The following is a 2,670-nucleotide window of genomic DNA, read 5'->3' on the forward strand; positions in this document are numbered from 1 at the left end:
TCGACGAGCGAGTAATACATGCGGTCGAGGCCGCCCGCACGCTCCGGAAACCAGTGCATGCCGATCTGTAGCGAATGGATGGAATGTTTCGTCATCGCATGTCCTTGTTATGGCCGTCTGTGCCGTTGAATTGGCGTTGAGTCGTTATTTCAGGGAGTATCCGCGCGCTGCAGCGTCTGGCCGCCGGGCAGCGTCGCCGCCGCCGCGAAGGGCCGTTCGCCGCCGCGCACGGCTTCGTTGGCGTCGCCGGCCAGTTGCCGGTAGAGCGCGATGTACTGTGCCGCCATGCGCGCCCAGCCGAAGCTGCACGCGAGTTCCGCTGCGGCCTCGCCCATCGCGAGGCGGCGCGGCGTGTCGTCGTCGAGTTGCTGGATCGCGTGGGCGAGCGCGGCCGCGTCGTCGGGATCTTCGAGCACGATGCCGCATTCGGGCGTGATGATTTCCGCGCCGCCCGCCGTGCGCGCCGTCACCACCGGCAGCCCCGCCGCCATCGCTTCGAGCAGCGAGAGCGACATGGCTTCGTAGCGCGACGGGAACACGTAGGCGTCGACGCTGCGCATCAGCATCGGCATTTCGCGCACGAGGCCGAGAAAATGCACGCGCGACTCGATGCCGAGCTGGCGCGCCATCTCCGGATACGGGCTGCCCGGCAGATAACCGGCCACCGCGAGATGCACGTGCTCGGGCAACTGCTTGAGCGCTTCGAGCACGGTGCCGAGGTTCTTGCGCGGCGTGCGCAGATCGCCGACGAACAGCAGCATGAATTTGTCGACGGGCAGCGTGAAGTGCGAACGGTCCGCGCTCGCGCCCGAGAAGCCACGCGTATCCACGCCGTTGTAGATCACGTCGAGTCGCTCGACGGGATCGCCGCCGCACGCGCGGATTTCATCGGCGACCTTGCGCGAGACCGCGGCGATCACGCGCGAGCGGCGATACGCCCAGCGTTCGAGCACCGCGTTCACGCGCGTATAGACGAACTGATACGCCGACCACGCGCCGCGCGTGAGGCCGAACGGGTAATACTTGCTGCGCGCCCAGCCGCCGTGCACGAAGTGCGCGGTGTTCACGTCGGCGTGCGCCCACGTGATGAAGCCGTTGACGTGCAGCACGTCGTAATCGCGGCGATGGCGGCGCAGCCACCACGCGCTTTTCAGCGCGAACACCTGCTGGCGCAGCAGGTTGGTCGGCCACAGGCGCGAGGGCTGCACGGGCACCCACTTCACCCGCGGATGCTCGAGCAGTTCGGGCGCGACGTGCCGGGCCACCAGCGTGACCTCGAAGCCCTCGTCGAGCGCCGCGCGCGCGATTTCATGGTTGACGCGCCCCTGGCCGTCGTTATGGCGCACTACGTGCGTGACGATTGCGACTCTCAATCGGAGATCTCCGTAACAGGGGTAACAACGGGAGTGGCGCGCGAGGCCAGCCGGTTCATCCGGGTCCAGTGCCCCGCGCTGAGAATGGAAAACACGCTGGAAAACAGCAGCAGACCGCCCGTGCCGACCAGCGAGTTGGTGAACACCAGCATCGCGAAGATCGAGATCATCAGGCTCATGCACGCGCACACGTAGCGGTCTTCGGAGAGCCGCAGCGCGATGCGCAGCGCGCGCACCATCAGCCAGATCACGCCCGACATGTAGAGCAGCGTGCCGGGCCAGCCAAGCACGAACGGAATGTTCATCACGCCGCTGTCGAAGCTGCCGTACTGGCCGAGCTGGCCGTTGCTGCTCGACAGCTTCGTCGATGCGCCGGTCGAGCCGAAGCCCTCGCCCGATACGTCGGTAAAGGCCTTCTTCGCGAAGTCGGCGTAGAACTGGTTGCGCGCTTCGTAGCTCTGGTCGTCGCTGAGATTGACGAGCGTGTTCAGACGCTGCTGCATGCGGTCCGCGACCGGGCCGAAGGTGAGCAGCGGCACGCACACGCCCGCGAGCACGAACGCGCTCACGATGATGCGGATGCGCACCTTGTTGCTCGACTTCATCAGCTGGATCACCATCGCGATAGCCCAGCCGCCCCACGTCGAACGCACCAGCGACAGCGCGAACGAAAAGAAGCCGAAGGCCGCCGCGACCCAGCGCACGCGATGCTTCGCGGCCATCACGAGCACCATCGCGCCCATCATCGCGAACGCGAACGGACCCGACGAATTCATCGTGCTGAACACGCGCACGCCGAGCGGCACGGGGTCGCCCTGCGAGTTCATGTCCGAGCCGATCATCCACATCGCGTCCCACGGCGGCATGATGAAGAACTGCACGAGACCGTACGCGCCCATCACGAACATGCCGTAGATGAAGGTGTTGATGATGGTGTCGCGCGCTTCGGGATACTGGCGCGTGAGCACCATGATGTGAAAGCCGATCAGCAGCGGATAGACCCAGTTCGCGAGGTCGTAGACGGCCGCTGCGGGGCCGCTCGCGACCACGCCCACCGCGAACCCATAGGCGATGCCGAGCAGCGCCAGCAGCAGCGGCAAACCGCGTCGTTGCGCGAGGATCGGGTAATAGCGGATCAGCGAAATGCCGCTGATCATGGTGACGGCGAGCGGCGCGACCTGAATCAGGCTCGTGGGCGTGAAGCCGCCTTTGCCGTAGTCGGCGAGACGGCGCACTTCGGGGCTCAGGAACCACAGCCACCACATGAAGCCGATGTAGCGCACCGGATTCACGAAAT

General features: G+C 65.9%; 2 protein-coding genes. Both read right to left on the reverse strand.

All coding sequences use genetic code 11. The features are described 5' to 3' along the window. Positions 1-149 precede the first annotated feature (149 nt). The gene (locus G3N97_RS37815; protein WP_205997854.1) at positions 150-1,373 is read right to left on the reverse strand and encodes a glycosyltransferase family 4 protein; all 1,224 of its coding nucleotides are present in this window, start codon (positions 1,371-1,373) and stop codon (positions 150-152) included. Then, positions 1,370-2,670, reverse strand: a 1,301-nt coding sequence (locus tag G3N97_RS37820) for a glucose-6-phosphate isomerase (RefSeq protein WP_205997855.1), incomplete at its 5' end; no start/stop codon positions are given. The genes G3N97_RS37815 and G3N97_RS37820, both read right to left, overlap by 4 nt.

Origin of the sequence: Paraburkholderia sp. Ac-20347, from assembly GCF_017104805.1 — a bacterium.
Classification (GTDB): domain Bacteria; phylum Pseudomonadota; class Gammaproteobacteria; order Burkholderiales; family Burkholderiaceae; genus Paraburkholderia; species Paraburkholderia tropica.